This window comes from Pseudomonas sp. Root562 (assembly GCF_001427125.1).
In the GTDB taxonomy this organism is placed as follows: Bacteria; Pseudomonadota; Gammaproteobacteria; order Pseudomonadales; family Pseudomonadaceae; genus Aquipseudomonas.
The window spans coordinates 74,610-94,789 of record NZ_LMGK01000020.1 but is presented as its reverse complement, the minus strand read 5'-3'; the positions used below and the strand labels follow the sequence as shown (position 1 = coordinate 94,789).

23 protein-coding genes are annotated in these 20,180 nt (G+C 60.0%); 9 read left to right on the top strand and 14 right to left on the bottom strand.

The genetic code is table 11. From position 1 onward, the window contains the following. Positions 1–66: 66 nt before the first annotated feature. From ASD60_RS14175 to trxB, 3 genes are all read right to left on the bottom strand, one after another. On the bottom strand, positions 67–774 hold the full coding sequence (locus ASD60_RS14175; RefSeq protein ID WP_056854607.1) for an arginyltransferase: 708 nt from the start codon (positions 772–774) through the stop codon (positions 67–69). 57 nt (positions 775–831) lie between these two features. Next, positions 832–1,512: a leucyl/phenylalanyl-tRNA--protein transferase gene (aat, locus tag ASD60_RS14170; RefSeq protein WP_056854606.1), complete on the bottom strand. Its 681-nt coding sequence runs from the start codon at positions 1,510–1,512 to the stop codon at positions 832–834. A 63-nt stretch (positions 1,513–1,575) separates the two neighbouring features. Then, complete coding sequence (gene trxB, locus ASD60_RS14165; protein ID WP_056854605.1) at positions 1,576–2,535, bottom strand: thioredoxin-disulfide reductase; 960 nt, start codon at positions 2,533–2,535, stop codon at positions 1,576–1,578. 308 nt (positions 2,536–2,843) lie between these two features. Between trxB and ASD60_RS14160 the strand changes: the two genes are divergently transcribed. The 6 genes from ASD60_RS14160 (at position 2,844) to cysG (ending at position 10,505) form a co-directional block, all read left to right on the top strand. Beyond that, on the top strand, positions 2,844–5,252 hold the full coding sequence (locus ASD60_RS14160) for a DNA translocase FtsK (RefSeq protein WP_056854604.1): 2,409 nt from the start codon (positions 2,844–2,846) through the stop codon (positions 5,250–5,252). Between the two features lie 68 nt (positions 5,253–5,320). After that, positions 5,321–5,944, top strand: a complete 624-nt coding sequence (gene lolA / locus ASD60_RS14155) for an outer membrane lipoprotein chaperone LolA (protein ID WP_056854603.1) — start codon at positions 5,321–5,323, stop codon at positions 5,942–5,944. Between the two features lie 173 nt (positions 5,945–6,117). After that, positions 6,118–7,440, top strand: a complete 1,323-nt coding sequence (locus ASD60_RS14150) for a replication-associated recombination protein A (RefSeq protein ID WP_056854602.1) — start codon at positions 6,118–6,120, stop codon at positions 7,438–7,440. Continuing rightward, positions 7,440–7,814: a fluoride efflux transporter CrcB gene (gene crcB, locus ASD60_RS14145; protein ID WP_056854601.1), complete on the top strand. Its 375-nt coding sequence runs from the start codon at positions 7,440–7,442 to the stop codon at positions 7,812–7,814. The genes ASD60_RS14150 and crcB overlap by 1 nt, the downstream gene beginning before the upstream one ends. Positions 7,815–7,829: 15 nt before the next feature. Further along, the gene (gene serS / locus ASD60_RS14140) at positions 7,830–9,110 is read left to right on the top strand and encodes a serine--tRNA ligase (RefSeq protein ID WP_056854600.1); all 1,281 of its coding nucleotides are present in this window, start codon (positions 7,830–7,832) and stop codon (positions 9,108–9,110) included. Then, the gene (gene cysG / locus ASD60_RS14135; protein WP_056854599.1) at positions 9,111–10,505 is read left to right on the top strand and encodes a siroheme synthase CysG; all 1,395 of its coding nucleotides are present in this window, start codon (positions 9,111–9,113) and stop codon (positions 10,503–10,505) included. It begins immediately after the preceding gene. A 512-nt stretch (positions 10,506–11,017) separates the two neighbouring features. Here cysG and ASD60_RS14130 read toward each other — a convergent pair. From ASD60_RS14130 to ASD60_RS14090, 9 genes are all read right to left on the bottom strand, one after another. Beyond that, positions 11,018–12,019: a glutathione S-transferase family protein gene (locus ASD60_RS14130; RefSeq protein WP_056854598.1), complete on the bottom strand. Its 1,002-nt coding sequence runs from the start codon at positions 12,017–12,019 to the stop codon at positions 11,018–11,020. Positions 12,020–12,109: 90 nt separating this feature from the next. Further along, the gene (locus ASD60_RS14125) at positions 12,110–13,111 is read right to left on the bottom strand and encodes a glycosyl transferase family protein (RefSeq protein ID WP_056854597.1); all 1,002 of its coding nucleotides are present in this window, start codon (positions 13,109–13,111) and stop codon (positions 12,110–12,112) included. Next, positions 13,108–13,443, bottom strand: a complete 336-nt coding sequence (locus ASD60_RS14120; RefSeq protein WP_056854596.1) for a TusE/DsrC/DsvC family sulfur relay protein — start codon at positions 13,441–13,443, stop codon at positions 13,108–13,110. The genes ASD60_RS14125 and ASD60_RS14120 overlap by 4 nt, the downstream gene beginning before the upstream one ends. Beyond that, a complete protein-coding gene (gene tusB, locus ASD60_RS14115) occupies positions 13,440–13,733 on the bottom strand; it encodes a sulfurtransferase complex subunit TusB (protein ID WP_056854595.1) in 294 nt (97 codons plus the stop codon). Before tusB ends, ASD60_RS14120 begins: the two co-directional genes overlap by 4 nt. Further along, entirely contained in the window at positions 13,733–14,095 is a 363-nt protein-coding gene (gene tusC / locus ASD60_RS14110; RefSeq protein ID WP_056854594.1) for a sulfurtransferase complex subunit TusC, read from the bottom strand. Before tusC ends, tusB begins: the two co-directional genes overlap by 1 nt. 1 nt (position 14,096) lies before the next feature. After that, positions 14,097–14,489 (bottom strand): sulfurtransferase complex subunit TusD, encoded by a 393-nt coding sequence (gene tusD, locus ASD60_RS14105; RefSeq protein WP_056854888.1) that lies wholly within the window; start codon positions 14,487–14,489, stop codon positions 14,097–14,099. Between the two features lie 198 nt (positions 14,490–14,687). Continuing rightward, complete coding sequence (locus tag ASD60_RS14100; protein WP_056854593.1) at positions 14,688–15,392, bottom strand: YoaK family protein; 705 nt, start codon at positions 15,390–15,392, stop codon at positions 14,688–14,690. Between the two features lie 25 nt (positions 15,393–15,417). Beyond that, a complete protein-coding gene (locus tag ASD60_RS14095) occupies positions 15,418–15,747 on the bottom strand; it encodes a DUF6388 family protein (protein ID WP_056854592.1) in 330 nt (109 codons plus the stop codon). A gap of 20 nt (positions 15,748–15,767) precedes the next feature. Beyond that, complete coding sequence (locus ASD60_RS14090; protein WP_056854591.1) at positions 15,768–16,016, bottom strand: hypothetical protein; 249 nt, start codon at positions 16,014–16,016, stop codon at positions 15,768–15,770. A gap of 146 nt (positions 16,017–16,162) precedes the next feature. On the opposite strand from ASD60_RS14090, the gene ASD60_RS14085 reads away from it, so the two are divergent. Then, on the top strand, positions 16,163–16,513 hold the full coding sequence (locus tag ASD60_RS14085) for a hypothetical protein (RefSeq protein WP_056854590.1): 351 nt from the start codon (positions 16,163–16,165) through the stop codon (positions 16,511–16,513). Positions 16,514–16,632: 119 nt separating this feature from the next. Here ASD60_RS14085 and ASD60_RS14080 read toward each other — a convergent pair whose 3' ends face one another. After that, a complete protein-coding gene (locus tag ASD60_RS14080; RefSeq protein WP_056854589.1) occupies positions 16,633–17,058 on the bottom strand; it encodes a GNAT family N-acetyltransferase in 426 nt (141 codons plus the stop codon). A gap of 145 nt (positions 17,059–17,203) precedes the next feature. Here ASD60_RS14080 and ASD60_RS14075 point away from each other — a divergent pair, with 145 nt between their 5' ends. Next, a complete protein-coding gene (locus tag ASD60_RS14075; protein WP_056854588.1) occupies positions 17,204–17,641 on the top strand; it encodes a hemerythrin domain-containing protein in 438 nt (145 codons plus the stop codon). A 118-nt stretch (positions 17,642–17,759) separates the two neighbouring features. On the opposite strand, the gene ASD60_RS14070 is transcribed toward ASD60_RS14075, so the two are convergent. Further along, entirely contained in the window at positions 17,760–18,272 is a 513-nt protein-coding gene (locus ASD60_RS14070) for a methylated-DNA--[protein]-cysteine S-methyltransferase (RefSeq protein ID WP_056854587.1), read from the bottom strand. A gap of 136 nt (positions 18,273–18,408) precedes the next feature. Between ASD60_RS14070 and ggt the strand changes: the two genes are divergently transcribed. Then, positions 18,409–20,136 (top strand): gamma-glutamyltransferase, encoded by a 1,728-nt coding sequence (gene ggt / locus ASD60_RS14065; protein WP_056854586.1) that lies wholly within the window; start codon positions 18,409–18,411, stop codon positions 20,134–20,136. The last annotated feature ends 44 nt before the right edge of the window (positions 20,137–20,180 follow it).

The following is a 20,180-nucleotide window of genomic DNA, read 5'->3' as shown; positions in this document are numbered from 1 at the left end:
CCAGGCAAAAGCGGCGTGCATTGTGCCCGAAAAGTGGGGGTCAAGCCAAGGGGTTTAGGGTGTGCTCTAGTTCAGAACGACCCAGCGCTGGTTAACCAGCAGCTCTATTGGGCGATATTGGGTCTTGTAGCTCATTTTTTTGCAGTTTTTGATCCAGTAGCCCAGGTAGACCGCATCCAGCCCCAGGCGCCGGGCCTCGGCGATTTGCCAGAGGATCGCATAACGCCCCAGGCTGCGTCGTTCTTCGGCAGGCTCATAGAAGGTGTAAACCGCCGACAGGCCGTTTGGCAGCAGGTCGGTCACCGCGATCGCCAGCAACCGTCCGTCGAGACGAAATTCATAGAAACGCGAAAACGGCAGGTCACGCACCAGGAACGTAGAAAATTGATCGCGGCTGGGCGGATACATGTCGCCATCGGCATGTCGCTCTTCGATGTACCGTTGATAGAGATCGAAATACTCTTCACTGAACCCGGGTTTGGCCGGGCGCACCTGCAGATCGGCGTTGCGTTTGAAAATGCGTTTCTGCTGACGATTGGGCGTGAATTGCCCTACGGGAATGCGCGCAGGCACGCACGCATTGCAGTTCTGGCAATGTGGCCGGTAGAGGTGATCGCCACTGCGACGGAAACCCATTTCCGACAGGTCTGCATAGACATGCACATCCATGGGCTGGCTAGGGTCAAGGAACAGGGTCGTGGCCTGCTCCTCAGGCAGATAGCTGCAAGAGTGGGGCTGAGTGGCATAGAACTTCAGGCGCGCCAACTCGGTCATGATCAACCCTCGGGATAATGCTTTCGATTAAGTGTAAGCCACGCGCGCAAAAGTCGCTCAGCAAACCCAGGTTGCGCGGCTGGGTCGATCCAGATATTGCGCCAGATAACCGGCAAATGCGCTGCGGGGAATTGCCCGCGCGCCAAGGCTGTGCAGATGATCGGTCGGCATCTGGCAGTCGATCAAGACAAAGCCGGAGTCTTTCAGATGTTGCACCAATGTGGCAAAACCAAATTTGGAGGCGTTGTCGGCGCGGCTGAACATCGATTCGCCGAAAAACATCTGGCCCATCGCCAAACCGTACAATCCGCCAACCAGTTCTTGCTGGTCCCAGACTTCCACCGAGTGGGCGAACCCGCGACGGTGCAGTTCAATGTAGGCGTCCTGCATGGCATCGGTAATCCAGGTGCCATCGGCGTATTCCCTGGGGGCAGCGCACGCCCGGATAACGGCGGCGAAATCCCGATCGAAGGTCACCTGATAGCGTTGTTGGCGCAGCAATTTGCCAAGGCTGCGGGATACGTGCAGTTCGTCGGGAAATAAAACTGTGCGTGGGTCGGGTGACCACCAGAGGATCGGTTGGCCTTCCGAGAACCATGGGAAACAGCCGTGACGATATGCCTGGATCAGCCGGTCGGCAGACAGGTCGCCACCGGCCGCCAGCAACCCGTTGGGGTCACGCATGGCCTTTTCCAGTGGCGGGAAAGTCAGGGTGTTGCGTTGTAACCAAGTCAGCATGGCGTTCGGGCTTGCAGAAGGGGAGGGCGGTGGCGGGCTCTCGGCCCGCCGTGAAGTGTGCCGTTAAACGACGGGAATGTCGTCGAGGTATTTTTCCGCGTCCAGTGCAGCCATGCAGCCAGCCCCTGCGGAAGTCACGGCCTGGCGATAGACGTGGTCGGCCACGTCACCAGCGGCAAACACGCCCGCAATGGCGGTCGCCGTGGCATCGCCATCACTGCCACCCTTGACCAGCAGGTAACCGTCGCGCATTTCCAGTTGGCCGACGAACAGGTCGGTATTGGGTTTGTGGCCGATGGCGATGAACACCCCGGCCACTGCCAGTTCCTTGAGTTCACCCGTATGGCTATCGCGCAGGCGGGCGCCGGTCACGCCAGTGGCGTCACCCAGTACCTCATCGAGGTTCTGGTTCCAGTGCAGGCGAATATTGCCGTTGGCGGCTTTCTCGAAGAGTTTGTCCTGGAGGATTTTCTCAGAACGCAACTTGTCCCGCCGGTGTATCAGATGAACTTCCTTGGCAATGTTCGACAGGTAAAGCGCTTCTTCAACCGCGGTATTGCCGCCACCAATCACTGCGACCACTTGATTGCGATAGAAGAACCCGTCGCAGGTCGCGCAGGCGGAAACGCCTTTGCCGGCAAACGTTTCTTCCGACGCCAACCCCAGGTATTGCGCGGAAGCGCCGGTAGCGATAATCAGCGCGTCACACGTGTAGGTGCCGCTGTCGCCAGTCAGTTCGAACGGGCGCTGTTGCAACTTGGCAGTATGGATGTGGTCGTACACGATCTCTGTGGCAAAGCGCTCGGCGTGTTTTTGCATGCGGTCCATCAACACCGGGCCGGTGAGGCCTTCGACATCGCCTGGCCAGTTATCGACTTCCACGGTGGTAGTGAGCTGGCCACCGGCCTGTATGCCGGTAATGACAACGGGTTTGAGGTTGGCGCGGGCGGCATACACGGCTGCGCTGTAACCGGCGGGGCCGGAACCCAGGATGATCAGGCGGTGATGCTTCGCTTCGCTCATAAAAACACCTCATAAGCCTTTGTCACAAAAGACAATGCATGCTCAAATTGAGTCGCACGTGATGTGCTGTTGACTATGCTACACCCTAGGATCACAAGCATGGCATCAAGCGTACAAACCCGTACAATGCCTGGCTGTAACAGCGTTTGTAACAAAATAAGCAGGACGTTTCGTGTTTATAAAAACCGGAACGCAGTGTTAAAAGTAGTCTGAGTTATGGCTGTCAACTTTTTTACCTGCCTGGATTGGGCAGTTTTTAATAGTCAATCAACAGATGGACGCGCCTTGGGCGCAGGAATAGTAGCGTTTTGAAGAAATCCACCGAAGCACCTAAAACAGTCGTGCCGCTCTGGCGTCAGCAATTGCACTACCGCCTCAAGGAAGGTGCATTGATCGCCATTGGCGCGTTGTGCCTGTTTCTGATGATGGCCTTGCTGACCTACGGCAAGGACGATCCGGGCTGGAGCCATAACAGCAAGATCGACGATGTGCAGAATTTCGGTGGTCCGGCGGGCTCCTACAGCGCCGATATCCTGTTCATGGTGCTCGGTTACTTCGCCTACATCTTCCCCCTGTTGCTGGCGATCAAGGCCTACCAGATCTTCCGCCAACGTCACGAGCCGTGGCAGTGGAGCGGCTGGCTGTTCTCCTGGCGCCTGATCGGGCTGGTATTTCTGGTGTTGTCCGGTGCTGCGCTTGCCCATATCCATTTCCACGCGGCGACCGGTCTGCCGGCCGGTGCTGGCGGTGCGCTGGGCGAAAGCCTGGGTGATCTGGCGAAAAACGCCTTGAACATTCAGGGCAGCACGCTGCTGTTCATTGCCCTGTTCCTGTTCGGCCTGACCGTTTTCACCGATTTGTCGTGGTTCAAGGTGATGGACGTCACCGGCAAGATCACGCTCGACCTCTTCGAGCTGTTCCAGGGCGCAGCCAACCGCTGGTGGGCGGCCCGTACCGAGCGCAAGCAACTGGTGGCGCAATTGCGTGAAGTCGACGACCGCGTGCACGACGTGGTCGCGCCAACCGTCACCGATAAACGCGAACAGGCCAAGGTCAAGGAACGCTTGATCGAGCGTGAGCAAGCCCTGAGCAAGCACATGTCCGAGCGTGAGAAACAGGTGCCGCCGGTGATTGCGCCGGCGCCGGTCAAGCCACCAGCCCCGAGCAAGCGCGTCGAGAAAGAGAAACAGGCGCCGCTGTTCGTCGACAGTGCGGTGGAAGGCACCTTGCCGCCGATTTCGATTCTTGATCCCGCGGAAAAGAAACAACTCAATTATTCGCCGGAATCCCTGGCCGCGGTCGGCCATTTGCTGGAAATCAAGCTCAAGGAATTCGGCGTCGAAGTCACTGTGGATTCGATCCACCCTGGGCCGGTGATCACCCGTTACGAAATTCAGCCGGCGGCCGGGGTCAAGGTCAGCCGCATCGCCAACCTCGCCAAGGACCTGGCACGTTCCCTGGCCGTGACCAGCGTGCGGGTGGTGGAAGTGATTCCGGGCAAGACCACGGTCGGTATCGAGATTCCCAACGAAGACCGGCAGATCGTGCGCTTCTCCGAAGTGCTGTCGACTCCCGAGTACGACAACTTCAAATCGCCGGTCACACTGGCACTGGGTCATGACATCGGCGGCAAGCCGGTCATCACTGACCTGGCGAAGATGCCGCACCTGCTGGTGGCCGGTACCACCGGTTCCGGTAAGTCGGTGGGTGTGAACGCGATGATCCTGTCGATTCTGTTCAAGTCCGGCCCGGAAGACGCCAAACTGATCATGATCGACCCGAAAATGCTCGAACTGTCGATCTACGAGGGCATTCCGCACCTGCTGTGTCCGGTGGTCACCGACATGAAGGACGCCGCGAACGCCCTGCGCTGGAGCGTTGCCGAGATGGAGCGACGCTACAAACTGATGGCGAAAATGGGCGTGCGCAACCTGTCTGGCTTCAATGCCAAGGTCAAGGAAGCCCAGGACGCTGGCGAGCCGTTGAGCGATCCGCTGTACAAGCGCGAAAGCATCCATGATGAAGCGCCGCTGCTGCAAAAGCTGCCGACCATCGTGGTGGTGGTCGACGAATTCGCCGACATGATGATGATCGTCGGCAAGAAGGTGGAAGAACTGATCGCGCGTATCGCCCAGAAGGCGCGTGCTGCCGGCATCCACCTGATCCTCGCGACCCAGCGTCCGTCGGTTGACGTGATCACCGGCCTGATCAAGGCCAACATTCCGACCCGTATGGCGTTCCAGGTGTCGAGCAAGATCGACTCCCGGACCATCATCGACCAGGGCGGCGCCGAACAACTGCTGGGTCACGGTGACATGCTGTACATGCCGCCGGGTACCAGCCTGCCGATCCGTGTCCACGGTGCTTTCGTTTCCGACGACGAGGTTCATCGCGTGGTCGAGGCCTGGAAGCTGCGTGGCGCGCCGGAGTACAACGACGACATCCTCAACGGTGTCGAAGAGGCCGGCAGTGGCTTTGAAGGCAGCAGCGGTGGTGGCGACGGTGATGATCCCGAGGCCGATGCGTTATATGACGAAGCGGTGCAGTTCGTTCTGGAAAGCCGCCGTGCCTCCATTTCCGCGGTTCAGCGTAAACTGAAAATCGGCTACAACCGCGCAGCGCGCATGATCGAAGCCATGGAAATGGCCGGTGTCGTGACGTCCATGAATACCAACGGTTCGCGTGAAGTCCTGGCCCCTGGCCCGGTACGCGACTGATCCGAGATTGAAAAGGGGCGGCGTCCCGAGGCGCCGCCCGCACTCCCACGAATGTTATGAGGACTCCCATGCGTCTGATCCGCATGCTGTTGCTACCGGTACTGGCCTTGACCACGCTGCAGGCTCACGCCGATGACAAGGACGTGGCGCGCCTGACTCAATTGCTGGAAAAATCCCAGACCCTGACCGCACGTTTCTCCCAGCTGACCCTCGATGGCAGCGGCACCCAGTTGCAGGAAACCGCAGGTCAAATGTCCCTGCAACGCCCGGGCCTGTTCTACTGGCACACCGACGCGCCGCAAGAACAGTTGATGGTTTCCGATGGCAAGAAGGTCACCCTTTGGGACCCGGATCTGGAGCAGGTCACCATCAAGAACCTCGATCAGCGACTGACTCAGACCCCGGCGTTGCTGTTGTCCGGTGACGTGTCGAAGATCAGCCAGAGCTTTGACATCAGCGCCAAGGAAGCCGGCGGGGTGATTGACTTCACCCTGAAGCCGAAAACCAAGGACACGCTGTTCGACAACCTGCGTTTGTCGTTCCGCAACGGCTTGGTCAATGACATGCAACTGATCGACAGCGTCGGCCAGCGCACCAATATCCTGTTTACCGGTGTGAAGGCCAACGAGCCGATCCCGGCTTCGAAATTCAAGTTCGACATCCCTAAAGGGGCGGACGTGATCCAGGAGTAAGACGCATAACCTGTGGGAGCGGGCTTGTGTGGCGAGGGAGCTTGCTCCCGCTGGACTGCGCAGCAGTCCCATTTTGGGGGGGCTTCGCGCCCCAGCGGGAGCGAGCTCCCTCGCCACAGGATTTCGTCAGACTTGAGAACTACGTAATAAAAGCGAGGTTTTAACAGTACGTGATGGACCTGTTTCGCAGTGCCCCGATCGCTCAGCCCTTGGCCGCCCGTTTGCGTGCGACCAATCTGGATGAGTACGTCGGTCAGGAACACGTGCTCGCTCGCGGCAAGCCTTTGCGCGAAGCCCTGGAGCAGGGTGCCCTGCACTCGATGATTTTCTGGGGGCCGCCAGGGGTCGGTAAAACCACGCTGGCGCGGTTGCTGGCAGAAGTCTCGGAGGCGCACTTCGAAACGGTGTCGGCCGTGCTGGCCGGGGTCAAGGAAATCCGTCAGGCGGTGGAAATCGCCAAGCAGCAGGCCGCGCAGTACGGCCGCCGCACGATTCTGTTCGTTGACGAAGTGCACCGTTTCAACAAGTCCCAGCAGGATGCGTTCCTGCCGTACGTCGAAGACGGCACGTTGATTTTCATCGGTGCAACCACCGAAAACCCTTCGTTCGAACTCAATAACGCATTGCTTTCGCGCGCGCGCGTCTATGTGCTGAAAAGCCTCGACGAAACCGCGCTGCGCAAATTGGTGCACCGCGCACTGACCGAAGAACGCGGCCTGGGCAAGCGCAACCTGACCCTCAGTGATGAAGGCTTCCAGATGTTGTTGTCGGCCGCTGACGGCGATGGCCGGCGTCTGCTCAATCTGCTGGAAAACGCCTCCGACCTGGCAGAAGACAATAGCGAAATCGGCACCGATCTGCTGCAAAGCCTGCTCGGCGACACACGTCGGCGCTTCGACAAGGGCGGTGAAGCGTTCTACGACCAGATCTCCGCGCTGCATAAGTCGGTGCGCGGCTCCAATCCCGACGGCGCCTTGTATTGGTTCGCGCGCATGATCGACGGCGGTTGCGATCCGTTGTACCTGGCCCGGCGCGTGGTGCGCATGGCCAGCGAAGACATCGGCAATGCCGACCCGCGCGCGCTGAGCCTGTGCCTGGCGGCGTGGGAAGTGCAGGAGCGGCTTGGCAGTCCCGAAGGTGAATTGGCGGTGGCCCAGGCCATCACTTATCTTGCCTGCGCGCCTAAGAGCAACGCGGTGTACATGGGTTTCAAGAGCGCATTGCGCGCGGCTGCCGAACACGGTTCGCTGGAAGTGCCGCTGCACCTGCGCAACGCGCCGACCAAACTGATGAAGCAATTGGGCTACGGCGACGAGTACCGTTATGCCCACGACGAACCCGACGCCTACGCCGCCGGGGAAGACTATTTCCCGGAAGAACTCGACCCTATTCCGTTCTATCAGCCGGTGCCCCGGGGCCTTGAGCTGAAAATCGGCGAAAAGCTCAGTCATCTGGCGAAACTCGACCGTTTAAGCCCCAGGCAGCGGAGAAAATAGTGATCCCATTGATAATCGCGGTTTCCGTCGGCGGGATCGCCGGCACGCTGTTGCGCTTCGCTACGGGTAACTGGATCAACGCTAATTGGCCGCGGCACTTCTATACCGCGACGCTGGCCGTTAATATCGTGGGCTGTTTGCTGATCGGCGTTCTATACGGTCTGTTTTTGATTCGCCCGGAGGTGCCCATCGAGGTGCGTGCCGGGTTGATCGTCGGCTTCCTCGGAGGGCTGACGACTTTTTCATCCTTTTCACTGGATACGGTGCGCTTGCTGGAAAGCGGGCAAGTGCCGCTGGCCCTGGGCTATGCGGCCATCAGCGTATTCGGCGGGCTGCTCGCCACCTGGGCCGGCCTGTCCTTGACCAAACTTTGATAACGAGAGACCGACATGCTCGATTCCAAACTGTTACGTAGCAACCTTCAGGACGTAGCGGACCGCCTGGCTTCCCGTGGCTATGCCCTGGATGTCGCGCGCATCGAAGCGCTGGAAGAACAGCGCAAGACCGTCCAGACCCGCACCGAAGCACTGCAGGCCGAACGTAACGCGCGCTCCAAATCCATCGGTCAGGCCAAACAGCGCGGCGAAGACATCGCGCCGCTGATGGCGGACGTCGAGCGCATGGCGGGTGAATTGAGCGCCGGCAAAGTCGAACTGGACTCGATCCAGACCGAATTGGACTCGATCCTGCTGGGTATCCCCAACCTGCCGCACGAATCGGTGCCGGTCGGTGAAGATGAAGACGGCAACGTCGAAGTACGCCGTTGGGGCACCCCGACTGCCTTCGATTTCCCGGTTCAGGACCACGTAGCCCTGGGCGAGAAGTTCGGCTGGCTGGACTTCGAAACCGCCGCCAAGCTGTCCGGCGCTCGTTTCGCCCTGCTGCGTGGCCCGATTGCCCGTCTGCATCGCGCCCTGGCGCAGTTCATGATCAACCTGCACGTCACCGAGCACGGTTACGAAGAGGCTTACACGCCTTATCTGGTCCAGGCTCCGGCGCTGCAAGGCACCGGCCAGTTGCCGAAATTCGAAGAGGACCTGTTCAAGATCGCTCGTGAAGGCGAAGCCGACCTGTACTTGATCCCTACCGCTGAAGTGTCGCTGACCAACATCGTTGCCGGTGAGATCGTCGACGCCAAGCAACTGCCGATCAAATTCGTCGCCCACACACCTTGCTTCCGCAGTGAAGCCGGTGCGTCGGGCCGTGACACTCGCGGCATGATCCGCCAGCACCAGTTCGACAAGGTTGAAATGGTGCAGATCGTCGAGCCGTCGAAGTCGATGGAAGCGCTGGAAGGCCTGACCGCCAACGCTGAAAAAGTCCTGCAACTGCTCGAACTGCCTTACCGCACCCTGGCGCTGTGTACCGGCGACATGGGCTTCAGCGCGGTCAAGACTTACGACCTGGAAGTGTGGATCCCGAGCCAGGACAAGTACCGTGAAATTTCCTCGTGCTCCAACTGCGGCGATTTCCAGGCCCGTCGCATGCAAGCCCGTTTCCGTAATCCGGAAACCGGCAAGCCTGAACTGGTGCACACCTTGAATGGTTCCGGCCTGGCTGTGGGTCGTACGTTGGTTGCGGTTCTTGAGAACTACCAGCAGGCCGACGGTTCGATCCGCGTGCCTGAAGTGCTCAAGCCTTACATGGGTGGCCTTGAGGTAATCGGCTGAATGAACTATCTGCCGCTGTTTCACAACCTTCGCGGCAGTCGTGTGTTGGTCGTCGGCGGGGGGGAAATTGCCTTGCGCAAATCCCGCCTGCTGGCCGATGCCGGTGCGCTGCTGCGGGTGGTTGCACCTGAAATCGAACAGCAATTGCGCGAACTGGTTGCCGCCAGTGGCGGCGAGTGCCTGGTGCGTGGCTATGTCGAAGCGGATCTGGACGGTTGCGGGCTGATCATTGCCGCCACTGACGACCAAGTGCTGAACGCACAGGTCTCCGCCGATGCGCATCGGCGTTGCGTGCCGGTCAACGTGGTGGATGCGCCAGCGCTGTGCAGCGTGATCTTCCCGGCGATTGTCGATCGTTCGCCATTGATCATCGCCGTGTCCAGCGGCGGCGATGCGCCGGTGCTGGCGCGGTTGATCCGGGCGAAGATCGAAACCTGGATTCCTTCCACCTACGGTCAGCTCGCGGGGCTCGCGGCGCGTTTTCGCCATCAGGTTAAAAAGCTGTTTCCGGATGTGCAGCAGCGTCGCGCGTTCTGGGAGGAGGTTTTCCAGGGACCGATTGCCGATCGTCAACTGGCCGGGCAGGGCGGTGAAGCCGAGCGCCTGCTGCAAGCCAAGATCGATGGTGAAGCGCCAGTGGCCACCGGTGAGGTGTATCTGGTGGGGGCCGGGCCGGGTGATCCCGACCTGCTGACGTTCCGCGCCTTGCGCTTGATGCAGCAAGCCGATGTAGTGCTATACGACCGCCTGGTGGCGCCGGCGATTCTCGAACTGTGCCGTCGCGATGCCGAGCGGGTGTACGTCGGCAAGCGTCGCGCCGATCACGCCGTACCGCAGGACCAGATCAACCAGCAATTGGTGGATTTGGCAAAGCAGGGCAAGCGCGTGGTGCGACTGAAGGGCGGTGATCCGTTCATCTTCGGTCGTGGCGGTGAAGAGATCGAAGAGCTGGCCGCCCAAGGCATCCCGTTCCAGGTTGTGCCAGGAATCACGGCGGCCAGTGGTTGCGCAGCTTATGCCGGGATCCCGCTGACCCACCGCGATTATGCGCAATCGGTACGGTTTGTTACCGGTCACTTGAAGGACGGCTCTACCGATTTGCCGTGGGCCGACCTCGTCGCGCCCGCGCAAACCCTGGTGTTCTACATGGGCCTGGTGGGCTTGCCGATCATTTGCGAAGAGTTGATCAAGCATGGTCGCAGCAAAGATACCCCGGCAGCGCTGATTCAACAGGGCACCACGGTCAATCAGCGGGTGTTTACCGGCACACTGGCCGACTTGCCACGGTTGGTGGCGGAGCATGAAGTCCATGCACCGACCTTGGTGATCGTTGGTGAAGTGGTGCAACTTCGGGAGAAACTGGCGTGGTTCGAAGGGGCTCAGGGGCAACTCTGAGACCCGGGTGTCCCGATCGCTGGCAAGCCAGCTCCCACAGGTTTTGTGTTGAAACGACAAGCTTCAACATCACATAGATCACTGTGGGAGCTGGCTTGCCAGCGATGGGGCCTTGGATCGTTCCCACGCTCTGCGTGGGAATGCATCCAGTGACGCTCTGCGTCACCTCCAGAAGCGAAACGCGGAGCGTCCCCGGCGGCGTTCCCACGCTCTGCGTGGGAATGCATCCAGTGACGCTCTGCGTCACCTCCAGAAGCGAAACGCGGAGCGTCCCCGGCGGCGTTCCCACGCGGAGCGTGGGAACGATCTGAATCTCAGGCCYTGCGCCAAACCCCTTTMCCRMTCAACCGCTCGCGATCATGCGGTGCTGTGAAATCCTGCGCCGGGCCTTTTTGGATCGTTCCCACGCTCTGCGTGGGAATGCATCCAGTGACGCTCTGCGTCACCTCCAGAAGCGAAACGCGGAGCGTCCCCGGCGGCGTTCCCACGCGAGCGTGGGAACGATCTGAATCTCAGGCCTTGCGCCAAACCCCTTTCCCGCTCAACCGCTCGCGATCATGCGGTGCTGTGAAATCCTGCGCCGGGCCTTTGGGCACGATCCCGGTCGGATTGATGGTCTTGTGGCTGCCGTAGTAGTGGTTCTTGATGTGGGTGAAATCCACCGTCTCGGCGATTCCTGGCCACTGATAAATCTCCCGCAACCAGTTCGACAGGTTCGGATAATCGGCAATGCGCTGCAGGTTGCACTTGAAGTGGCCGTAATACACCGCATCAAAACGAATCAGCGTGGTGAACAGGCGGATATCAGCCTCGGTCAGGTACTCACCGGCCAGATAGCGGTTGGCGCCCAGCAACTGTTCCAGTCGGTCCAGTTCGGCAAACAACTCGTCGAACGCCTGTTCATAGGCCTGCTGAGAAGTGGCGAACCCTGCACGGTACACGCCGTTGTTCACCGCCGGATAAATCCGTTCGTTAAGCGCGTCGATCTCACTGCGCAACGGTGCCGGGTAAAAATCCAGGTCATTGCCGGTCAGCTCGTCGAAGGCGCCATTGAACATGCGGATGATTTCCGATGATTCATTGTTGACGATGTGCTGACGCTGTTTGTCCCAGAGCACCGGCACGGTGACGCGACCGCTGTAATCGACGGCATCGGCGGTGTAGCGCTGGTGCAGGAAGGTCAGGCCGTCGAGCTTGTCACCGGTCGAACCCAGAGCCTTGTCGAACGTCCAGCCGTTTTCCAGCATCAGCCAACTGACCACCGACACATCGATCAGGTTTTCGAGGCCTTTGAGTTTGCGCAGGATCAACGTGCGATGAGCCCACGGACAGGCGAGGGAAACGTACAGGTGATAGCGCCCGGGCTCGGCGGCAAAGCCACCGACGCCGCTCGGGCCAGGCTGGCCGTCGGCAGTCACCCAGTTGCGACGTTGCGCCTGCTCACGTTGGAACGCGCCGTCCTTGCTGCTTTCATACCACTTGTCTTGCCAGCGACCTTCAACTAACAAACCCATGTCCAGGACTCCTCAACCGATAAGCGTTGGAGAGGAGTCTATGCCGATGAGTTCGAACAAAAAGCGCAAAGTTCGGGCGTCAATGATCGATTAAATCGATTTATCCCGGGCGTTCCAGTATTTTTCAGCCGTTTCGAATGCTTGTTCACGACTCTGGCCGAGGCCGCGCAAGGCCAAAGCCATGGTCGCGATCAGGGCCATTTGCGGGTAGCTGTCGACCACATCGCCGCGCCATACGGCCTTGAGGTGTGCAGGGTCGAGACTGGAAGGTTTGACGTGACGCTGGCTCGACAGCTGCGGCCATTCCTCATCCCAGCTTGCGCCGCCGGTGGTGCCGTACAAGTGGCTGTCGGCGTCCGGGTTGATCTCGATCTCGCCGCCGTCTCCCTTGACCACGATGGCGGTGTCGCCGAGCAGACCGCTGGCATCACGATGCACGGCTTGATAACCGGGGTGGAAGATACTTTGCAAGCCGCAGCGGGCCCCCAGCGGATTGAGAATCCGCGCCAGCGAATGGATCGGCGAACGCAGCCCGAGGGTGTTGCGCAGGTCGATCATCCGTTGCAGTTGCGGTGCCCAGTCCACCAGCGGCATGAACGCCAGGCCACCGTTGTCCAGAGCCGTGCCGACCTGCTGCCAGTTGCGGCACAACGGAATCTGCAGCTCATCCAGCAATTGCTCGCTGTACAGCCGGCCCGCGGTGTGCGCGCCGCCACCGTGCATGAAAATCCGCACGCCGTTCTGCGAAAGGCATTTGGCGGCCAACAGATACCATGGCAAATGGCGCTTTTTGCCGGCGTAGGTCGGCCAGTCCAGATCCACCGCCAATGCCGGCGCTTGCAGGCGCTCGCGCAAAGCCTCGGTGAACCCGGCCATTTCCTCGGCGCTTTCTTCTTTATGCCGCAACAGCATCAGGAACGCGCCGAGTTGGGTTTCCTCGACCTTCTCATCAAGCACCATGCCCATGGCTTCGCGGGCTTCCGAGCGCGTCAGGTCGCGGGCGCCGCGTTTGCCTTTGCCGAGAATCCGCACGAACTGGGCGAATGGGTGCTCGGCAGGTGTTTCAAGGGTCAGCGCTGGATAGTCGGTCATAAGCAATTCGTCGGTTTGGGCAGGCCCGCCAGTTTCGCGGCGAGTTTGGCGGGGGTGCCTTTGAACAATCGGTTCAGGTGCAGGCTGTTGCCTTTTTCCGGACCGAGCTTCAATGCGGTGTATTTGATCAGTGGGCGGGTGGCGGGCGACAGCTGGAATTCGGCGTAGAAACTGCGCAGCAGTTCGAGGATTTCCCAGTGTTCGGCGCTCAGCTCGATGTCTTCCGCAGCCGCCAGGGCACAGGCGACTTCAGCCGACCAGTCGCTCAGTTCGAGCAGAAAACCGTCTTTGTCCAATTCGATGGCGCGTGCGCCGACCGTCAGTGCATTCATAGCCAACTGTTGACCTTGTCGTGGCGCAGCGACAGTTCGACGAAGGCCGGGTAATCGATGGCATTGGCCCAATCCGGAACGTCGATGGCGCGGGCCTGGGCATCTTCGGCCAGGACATACAGTTGCAGGCCGCGGGCATGCAGCGTGGTGAACGGCGCGGTGCCCGGTTGCAAGGCATAGGCCGCGTCGCCGGACAGCAGCAGTGCGTCATTGCTGCCGATCAACCGCAGGCAACTGTTCAGGCGTTCGTCGCCGAAAGGGGAATGAGACAACACATGCAAAGTCGACATCAGAGAGTGATCACCTGGTCGTATCGGTCAATAAGGGCGGTGATTTCGTTGGCAGCCAGCACCCGGGCTTCTTTCAGCGATAGAGCGCTCGGGTCCAGCCCGCGCTGCGCCGTGCTGTCGGCGCAGACAAACAGTTCTTCAACGCCGAACATCGGCAAGGCCTGCAGGTTGGCGCTCAAGTCTTTCTGTTGCAAAGCCTTGGCGTCTTGTTTCGTCGCGAGCTGGAACACGCCGTCATCGAGAAACAGCAAGCCGATCGGCAGATCGAAAGCGCCGCCGGCCAGCACGATGTCCAGCGCTTCCCGGGCACCGGGGCCGGACCACGGTGCCTGACGGCTGATGATCAACAAGGATTTGGCCATGTCAGGCGCCTCCGAAACAGATCAGGCGGTCGGCGTCTTGCACCGCATCATGCAATTGGCCGAGGCCGGACAATTCCCACGGTGCGCCGACGGCGACAGCTTCGCGTTGATAGCGTTTGGCTTCTTCCTCGTTCAACACACCCCGGCGCAGGGCGGCGGCGATGCACACCACGCCATCGAGTTTTTGCTCGCTGACAAAAGCACGCCATTGTTTTGGCAAGTCCTGCTCATCCTGCGGCGTCACTACGCTGCCGGACGCGTTGTGGACGCCATCCTGGTAGAAAAACAGCCGGACAATCTCGTGCCCACCGGCCAGCGCCGCTTGGGCGAACAGCAAGGCGCGGCGCGAGGAGGGCGCATGGGCGGCGGAAAACACGGCGATTGCGAACTTCATGACGGACTCGATCAGCGAAACTGCGGCCATGATAAAGCTTTATCGGCGCAGGGGCTAAGTCGATGTCGCCTGTGCGGACCTTATCGCTGGCAAGCCAGCTCCCACAGGTTATGTAGTGACACTACAATCTCAATCATTTCACAAATCCCTGTGGGAGCTGGCTTGCCAGCGATGAGACCAGAGCGGGCGATACAAAATTCAGCGTGGCATGTAGCCCAACTGCCAACGCCGCGGAATCCTCAGCGACAACACCCCCAGCGCCGCCGCCAGCAAACCACTGGCAAACAGCGCCTTGAGCCCAAAGTGGTGTTCCAGCACCGCACCGAGTATTGCGCCGGCAAACATGCCGGTCCAGGGGATCAATTGCACCCGCCAGCCGTCGCGTCGTTCGCCAAGCAGCCAGCGTCCCAACCCACGCCCGAAACGCGACAGGGCACCGGTGACGTAGGTCAGGCCGACCGGCAAACCATTGACCTGTTCCACCGCGGCGTTGAGCATGCCCATCGCGATGATCGCCGCAAGCAAGGCCGGCATTTGCGTGTCGTATGGCCATGCCGCTGCAGCGCAGAGCAGGGCGGCAATGCACAACATCAAAGGCAGCGCCCGGCGACCACCCCAGCGACTGACGATAATCCCCAGCGCGTTACCGAGGATGAACGTGGCGACGAGGATCACCAGACGCAAGGTCAAACCCAGGTCACCGGCGCTGATCGCGACGGCCATGCGTGTGGTGTTGCCACTCATGAACGAAACAAAATCGCCGCTGGCCATGAAACCGATAGCGTCGGTCATGCCGGCCAATACCGAAAGCATGGCCACCAGGCTCAGGCCGATGCGCCCGCGCCATTTCTGTGTGTGCAGGTGGCCGGGGCTGGCGTGAGTTCTGGAGGCGGAAGGCAGCATGGGCGATGGCGTCCTTGAGCGGTGGTCAGGATTTTATCCCGTACAAGTCGCAATACTCCAGCCAGTCCATGCCGGCCATTTCCGCGACCTCCCGGTGCACCTCAAGGCGCTGGGCCTCGTATTCCTGCGGTGTGGCAGAGGTCAATTGCAGGGTCAGTTCCCAGGCAAACAAACCAAGGCGCTCGGCTTCGGCTTCGAAGGCTTCATGCAAACGCTCCTCGCGAAACTGCGCGAGGGTCTCGCCTTTGGCCTGGGCCAGCAACGGGTTGAGGTTGTCCAGTTCGATGCGCAGTTCGGGGCGTTCATCGAGAAACCTGTTCAATGCCTGTTCATGTTGCAGCTCGGATGCCGCCATGGTCACTCCTCGGGAACGGATTACGAAGACTGTTTCTTGCTGGCCTTGGCCGCTGCCGCCAGACATTCGAGGGCAAACTGCTCGGTGTAGGTCATCTGGATCGGCGTGGTTTCGCCTTTGACGGTCCTCTCACCGTCGAGGATGTATCGAATCCGCTTGTCGGTGACGCCGATCCGCTTGGCGATCCAGGAGGGCGTCTGGCCTATCTGGCTGATCAGTTTGTCAGCGTATTCAGTGGTCGGTTTGTAAAACTCGGCGTTGGGGATCATTGGGCTTCCAGTCAAGGTGCGATGCAGCGTCATGGCGCGACAGGGTGCGCGAATCGTCGCGTGGTGTCGCGTTATAAATGCAGTAAAGCAGAACGATACCCTGTGCCACGGTGATACAGTCCGCTTTTTCCTGATGAGTGAATGCAATGCGAATTCTGATGGTGGCGCTGGCCGCTACCTTGCTGGCGGGATGCGCGGGCTCGGCAATGAACGATGCGCGCACCAAAGCCCCGTACAAAACCCTGAACTCGGACAAACCGGCGAAAGACGTCGCCCAGTGTGTGCAGTTTTCGTGGCAGGACGAAACGGTATTCGGTGTTGACGCTGCTGCGTACCTGGAACCGGCCGAGAAGGGCGGCACTACGGTCTACACCCGTTCCGCGGAGTCTTTTGTGGACGTGACCACCGATGCCTCGGGCACGGTGTTGAGCTACTACGCGCAACAGGACGACTTCGTCGCCAAACGCCGGTTGGCGGCATTGGCCACTTGTCTGTGAGTTGATGCAATCCAACCGTAGGAGCAAAGCTTGCTCGCGATGAACGATAACGCGGTGTTCCTGAGAAACCGCGTCATGACCATCGCGAGCAAGCTTTGCTCCTACGGGCGTTGTGTTGGTCAGTAGCTCAAGCGCTTCTGGAAGAAAAAGTGCTTGTGTCCCGGCGGGTAGTCGGCGATGTGTCCGACTTCGCTGTAGCCGCATTTCCTGTAGAACTCCGGTGCCTGGAATTCAAAGGTTTCCAGCCACAGGCCGACGCATTCCTTTTCCCGGGCCAGGTCTTCGGCCATCTCCATCAGCTTCGTGCCCATGCCCTGGCCACGGGCCTGTTCCGGCACCGCCAGCAGGTCGATGAACAACCATTGATAAAACAACCGGGCGTAAACTCCGCCAACAATCTGATCGTTGTCATCGCGTACCAGCAACGCGATGTGTTCCGGCGGCGGGCTGGCTGATTTCGAAGCATTGTAGGCGCGCAGCGGCACGAGGATCGCCTCGCGCTCTTCGTTGCTGGGGTTGGTCTTGCGTTCGATACGCAGGGTCATGGCTATATCCTTATGGCTGTGAACACTCAGCCTATCGTGCTCGACGGCAATGTTCCATCAGCGCAACGCGGGTGGAACCGTCGCCCGCGCGCGGATGTCACTGATTAAGACGCGTCTTCCCGAACGCGACCGATGAGGACAATCCGTGAATATTTTCGAAGCCTTGCGCGAAAGCCATGAACGCCAGCGTACCTATGCCAAGGCGCTGATCCAGACCAGTGGCGACACCCCCGAGCGGGTCGAGGCGTACAAACAGCTCAAGGCTGAACTCCAGGCCCATGAAACCGCTGAAGAGCGGCATTTCTACATCCCGCTGATGGAGTTCGATAACGGCGTCGACCTCAGCCGCCATGCGATTGCCGAACATCACGAAATGGACGAAATGATGGAGGAACTGGACGAGACCGAGATGTCCAGCCCGGCCTGGCTCGCGACCGCCAAGAAGCTGTCGGAAAAGGTTCATCACCATCTCAAGGAGGAAGAGCAGAAGTTCTTCCAGATGGCTGGTAAGTTGCTCGACGACAAGCAGAAAGAAGCGCTGGCAGGACAATACGAGAAGGAATACCAGGCGCAGCTCTCCTGAGGTATTGCTCCCCCCTGTAGGAGCGAGCCTGCTCGCGATGGATTCGCAAACACCGCGGGGATTCAGATTTCCCGCGTTATCGTTGAAGACCATCGCGAGCAGGCTCGCTCCTAAAGGATTAGAAGCCAGGCGGGCGCGCTGTGGCGGGCCAATGTCCGCCCTCCAGCGTCAATAGCAGTTCTTTCGCTTCCAGCCCCCCGGCAAAACCGGTCAATTTTCCCGACGCACCGATTACCCGATGGCACGGTGCAATGATCGATAGCGGGTTCTTGCCATTCGCCGCTCCAACCGCCCTTACCGCGGTCGGGTTGCCGATCTGTTCGGCAATCTGGCTGTAGCTGCGAGTCTCGCCAAACGGGATGCTCAGTAGCGCTGCCCAAACCTGCTTTTGAAATTCCGTTCCGGAAAAATCCAGCTCCAGATCGAAGCTTCGGCGTGTGCCGGCGAAATACTCGCGCAGTTGCGCGGCGGCACGTATCAGGATCGGAGAGTCCGGCGCTTCGCTCATCGGTCCCAGGCGCACTCGGCCCGGTCTGTCGTTTTCCCAGAGGATGGCCACCAGTCTCGAACCGTTCGCCACCAGCTTCAATTCGCCAACCGGGGAAGCCAGGGTGGTGCATTTGAAAGTCATGGCGCTAGCCCCGTCTGATTGTTGAACAGGCGTTAAGGATACTGCTTCTCAAGGGAGGCGCAATGCGCAATCCCGACCATACTTGGCTACTGCTTTTGACGAATTTTCCGACTTTAAAACAAGAAGAGACCGACTCATGAAGTACGAACCTTTTGCCAAAACGCTGATAGCGACCTCATTGGCGCTCAGCTGTCTGACGGCCAACGCGGCCTCTGTGGCCCCGGTCGCCGCTGAAAACGGCATGGTGGTCACCGCTCAGCACCTGGCCAGCCACGTGGGCGTTGATGTTCTGAAAAATGGCGGCAACGCGGTCGACGCCGCTGTCGCGGTGGGTTACGCACTGGCCGTGGTGTATCCGGCGGCGGGTAATCTGGGCGGTGGTGGTTTCATGACCATTCAACTGGCCGACGGGCGCAAGACCTTCCTCGACTTCCGCGAAAAAGCCCCCTTGGCTGCCACTGCCGACATGTACCTCGACAAGGACGGCAACGTCGTGCCGGACCTGAGCACCCGTGGTCACCTGGCTGTCGGCGTGCCGGGCACTGTTTCCGGCATGGAACTGGCCTTGAGCAAATACGGCACCAAACCGCGCAAGGAAGTCATTGCCCCGGCGATCAAACTCGCGGAAGACGGTTTCGTGCTGGAACAGGGTGATGTCGAGTTGCTGGAATACGCCACCGACGTGTTCAAGAAGGATATCAAGGATTCCGGCGCGATTTTCCTCAGCAACGGCGAGCCAATGCAGGTCGGGCAAAAGCTGGTGCAAAAGGACCTCGGCAAAACCCTGCGGGAAATTTCCGAGAAGGGCGCCGACGGCTTCTACAAAGGCTGGGTGGCCGACGCCATCGTCACGTCCAGCCAGGCCAACAAAGGCATCATCACCCAGGCCGACCTCGACAAATACAAGACCCGCGAACTGGCGCCGATCGAATGCGACTACCGCGGTTACCACGTGGTGTCGGCACCGCCACCGAGTTCTGGCGGCGTAGTGATCTGCCAGATCATGAACATCCTCGAAGGCTATCCGATGAAGGACCTGGGCTATCACTCGGCCCAGGGCATGCACTACCAGATCGAAGCGATGCGCCACGCTTACGTCGACCGCAACAGCTACCTGGGGGATCCGGATTTCGTCAAAAACCCGATCGCCCATCTGCTCGACAAAAACTACGCGACCAAGCTGCGCGAAGCGATCAGCCCGCAGAAGGCCGGGGTGTCGAAGGACCTCAAGCCTGGCGTAGCGCCCCACGAAGGCAGCAACACCACCCATTACTCGATCGTCGACAAATGGGGCAACGCGGTGTCGGTGACCTACACCCTCAACGACTGGTTCGGCGCCGGGGTCATGGCCAGCAAGACCGGGGTCATCCTCAACGATGAAATGGACGACTTCACCTCGAAGATCGGCGTGCCCAACATGTACGGCCTGGTGCAGGGCGAGGCCAATGCCATCGCGCCGGGCAAGGCGCCGTTGTCGTCCATGAGCCCGACCATCGTCACCAAGGACGGCAAAGTGGTGATGGTGGTGGGTACGCCGGGTGGCAGCCGGATCATCACGGCCACTCTGCTGACCATGCTCAACGTCATCGACTACGGCATGAACATCCAGGAAGCGGTCGATGCACCGCGATTCCACCAGCAGTGGCTTCCGGAGGAAACCAACCTGGAAACGTTCACCACCAGCCCGGATACGGTGAAGATCCTCGAAAGCTGGGGCCACAAATTTGCCGGCCCGCAGGATGCCAACCACCTGGCGGCGATCCTGGTTGGCGCGCCGTCACTGGATGGCAAACCGGTGGGCAAGAACCGTTTCTACGGGGCCAACGATCCGCGGCGTAACACCGGCTTGTCGCTGGGTTACTGAGGGTTGTGTTCGAGGGGGGACGGACTTATGTTCGTCCCCTGCCA

What these genes read in the sequence shown, in the direction of transcription:
- ASD60_RS14175 (WP_056854607.1), bottom strand. Translation starts at nt 774, where the DNA reads ATGACCGAGTTGGCGCGCCTGAAGTTCTATGCCACTCAGCCCCACTCT.
- aat (WP_056854606.1), bottom strand. Translation starts at nt 1,512, where the DNA reads ATGCTGACTTGGTTACAACGCAACACCCTGACTTTCCCGCCACTGGAA.
- trxB (WP_056854605.1), bottom strand. Translation starts at nt 2,535, where the DNA reads ATGAGCGAAGCGAAGCATCACCGCCTGATCATCCTGGGTTCCGGCCCC.
- lolA (WP_056854603.1), top strand. Translation starts at nt 5,321, where the DNA reads ATGCGTCTGATCCGCATGCTGTTGCTACCGGTACTGGCCTTGACCACG.
- ASD60_RS14150 (WP_056854602.1), top strand. Translation starts at nt 6,118, where the DNA reads ATGGACCTGTTTCGCAGTGCCCCGATCGCTCAGCCCTTGGCCGCCCGT.
- serS (WP_056854600.1), top strand. Translation starts at nt 7,830, where the DNA reads ATGCTCGATTCCAAACTGTTACGTAGCAACCTTCAGGACGTAGCGGAC.
- cysG (WP_056854599.1), top strand. Translation starts at nt 9,111, where the DNA reads ATGAACTATCTGCCGCTGTTTCACAACCTTCGCGGCAGTCGTGTGTTG.
- ASD60_RS14130 (WP_056854598.1), bottom strand. Translation starts at nt 12,019, where the DNA reads ATGGGTTTGTTAGTTGAAGGTCGCTGGCAAGACAAGTGGTATGAAAGC.
- ASD60_RS14125 (WP_056854597.1), bottom strand. Translation starts at nt 13,111, where the DNA reads ATGACCGACTATCCAGCGCTGACCCTTGAAACACCTGCCGAGCACCCA.
- ASD60_RS14120 (WP_056854596.1), bottom strand. Translation starts at nt 13,443, where the DNA reads ATGAATGCACTGACGGTCGGCGCACGCGCCATCGAATTGGACAAAGAC.
- tusB (WP_056854595.1), bottom strand. Translation starts at nt 13,733, where the DNA reads ATGTCGACTTTGCATGTGTTGTCTCATTCCCCTTTCGGCGACGAACGC.
- tusC (WP_056854594.1), bottom strand. Translation starts at nt 14,095, where the DNA reads ATGGCCAAATCCTTGTTGATCATCAGCCGTCAGGCACCGTGGTCCGGC.
- tusD (WP_056854888.1), bottom strand. Translation starts at nt 14,489, where the DNA reads ATGAAGTTCGCAATCGCCGTGTTTTCCGCCGCCCATGCGCCCTCCTCG.
- ASD60_RS14100 (WP_056854593.1), bottom strand. Translation starts at nt 15,392, where the DNA reads ATGCTGCCTTCCGCCTCCAGAACTCACGCCAGCCCCGGCCACCTGCAC.
- ASD60_RS14095 (WP_056854592.1), bottom strand. Translation starts at nt 15,747, where the DNA reads ATGGCGGCATCCGAGCTGCAACATGAACAGGCATTGAACAGGTTTCTC.
- ASD60_RS14090 (WP_056854591.1), bottom strand. Translation starts at nt 16,016, where the DNA reads ATGATCCCCAACGCCGAGTTTTACAAACCGACCACTGAATACGCTGAC.
- ASD60_RS14085 (WP_056854590.1), top strand. Translation starts at nt 16,163, where the DNA reads ATGCGAATTCTGATGGTGGCGCTGGCCGCTACCTTGCTGGCGGGATGC.
- ASD60_RS14080 (WP_056854589.1), bottom strand. Translation starts at nt 17,058, where the DNA reads ATGACCCTGCGTATCGAACGCAAGACCAACCCCAGCAACGAAGAGCGC.
- ASD60_RS14070 (WP_056854587.1), bottom strand. Translation starts at nt 18,272, where the DNA reads ATGACTTTCAAATGCACCACCCTGGCTTCCCCGGTTGGCGAATTGAAG.
- ggt (WP_056854586.1), top strand. Translation starts at nt 18,409, where the DNA reads ATGAAGTACGAACCTTTTGCCAAAACGCTGATAGCGACCTCATTGGCG.